This window comes from Streptomyces sp. NPDC031274 (assembly GCF_055570235.1).
Genome location: NZ_JBVIHP010000170.1, coordinates 1 through 1,675, shown reverse-complemented (window position 1 = coordinate 1,675; position 1,675 = coordinate 1). Strand labels below are relative to the sequence as shown.

Below are 1,675 nucleotides of genomic sequence, written 5' to 3'. Positions count from 1 at the left end.
CCGCCGTTGCCGCCCGAGCGCGCTCTGGAAGCGCTGCGACAGGCGGTGGCGGGCGAGGACGTCGCGGTCGCCGTGGTGGACGTGAACTGGAAGCGGTTCGTCTCGGGCTTCCCGTCAGGGCGCCCAGGTGCCCTCGTCTCCGGTGTGCCCGAGGTGCGTCAGCTCACCGACGAGGGTGCGTGGGTCACCGAACCGGAGTCCGCTTCTGGGCTCGGTGCGCGGTTGGTGGGGTTGTCGCGGGGTGAGCGTGTTGAGGTGTTGCTGGATGTGGTGCGGGGGCATGTGGCGGCGGTGTTGGGTTATGCGGATCCGGGTGGGGTGGAGGTGGAGCGGGCTTTCCGTGAGTTGGGGTTTGATTCGCTGACGGCTCTGGAGTTCCGTAATCAGTTGGTGGCGGGTACGGGGTTGTCGCTGCCGACGACGGTGGTGTTCGACTATCCGAGTTGTGTGGTGTTGGCGGAGTTCTTGGCGGATGAGCTCGGTGGTGGGGAGCTGGCGCCGGGTGTGGTGGGTGCGGGGCAGGTTGTCTCGGCTGCGGTGTCGGATGAGCCGGTGGCGATCGTGGGGATGGCGTGCCGGTTCCCCGGAGGTGCGACTTCTCCGGAGGCGTTGTGGGATCTGGTGGTCTCGGGCTCCGACGCGATGGCCGACTTCCCGACCGACCGCGGCTGGGACCTGGCGAACCTCTTCGACCCCGACCCCGACCGCCCCAGGACCTCCTACGCGACCGAAGGCGGTTTCCTCTACGACGCGCCGGAGTTCGATCCTTCGCTCTTCGGGATCTCGCCGCGTGAGGCGCTCGCGATGGACCCGCAGCAGCGGCTCCTCCTCGAGACGGCGTGGGAGACCTTCGAACGTGCCGGCATCGACCCGGCTGCGATGAAGGGCAGCCAGGCCGGCGTATTCGTCGGCTCCAACGGCCAGGACTATCTGGATCTCGTGAACACCGACGACGTCGGCCTCGATGGGCACGTCGGTACGGGTAATGCGGCGAGTGTGGTGTCGGGTCGTCTGTCGTATGTGTTCGGGCTTGAGGGTCCGGCATTGACGGTGGATACGGCGTGTTCGTCGTCGCTCGTGGCTCTGCATCTGGCGATGCAGGCGTTGCGTAATGGTGAGTGCTCGATGGCGTTGGCCGGTGGTGTGACGGTGATGTCGACGCCGGGGACGTTTGTGGAGTTCAGTCGGCAGCGGGGGTTGTCGGCGGATGGCCGGTGCAAGGCGTTCGCGGAGGCCGCGGACGGTACCGGCTGGGGTGAGGGTGTTGGTCTGTTGCTGGTGGAGCGGTTGTCGGATGCCCGTCGTAACGGCCACCAGGTGCTTGCGGTCGTGCGTGGTTCGGCGATCAATCAGGACGGTGCGTCGAACGGTCTGACGGCGCCGAATGGTCCCTCGCAGCAGCGGGTGATCCGTCAGGCGTTGGCGAACGGACGCCTGTCCGCCTCCGAGGTGGATGCGGTGGAGGCGCACGGGACCGGCACAACCCTCGGCGACCCGATCGAGGCGCAGGCGCTGCTGGCCACGTATGGGCGTGATCGTGACCCGGAGCTGCCGTTGTGGTTGGGGTCTGTGAAGTCGAACATCGGTCATACGCAGGCCGCTGCAGGTGTGGCGGGCATCATCAAGATGGTGATGGCGATGCGGCATGGGGTGTTGCCGGGGTCGTTGCATATTG

At 67.0% G+C, this 1,675-nt stretch carries 1 protein-coding gene; it reads left to right on the top strand.

All coding sequences use genetic code 11. The features are described 5' to 3' along the window. Positions 1-1,675, top strand: a 1,675-nt coding sequence (locus tag ACZ5CR_RS44655; protein WP_468869267.1) for a type I polyketide synthase, incomplete at both ends; no start/stop codon positions are given.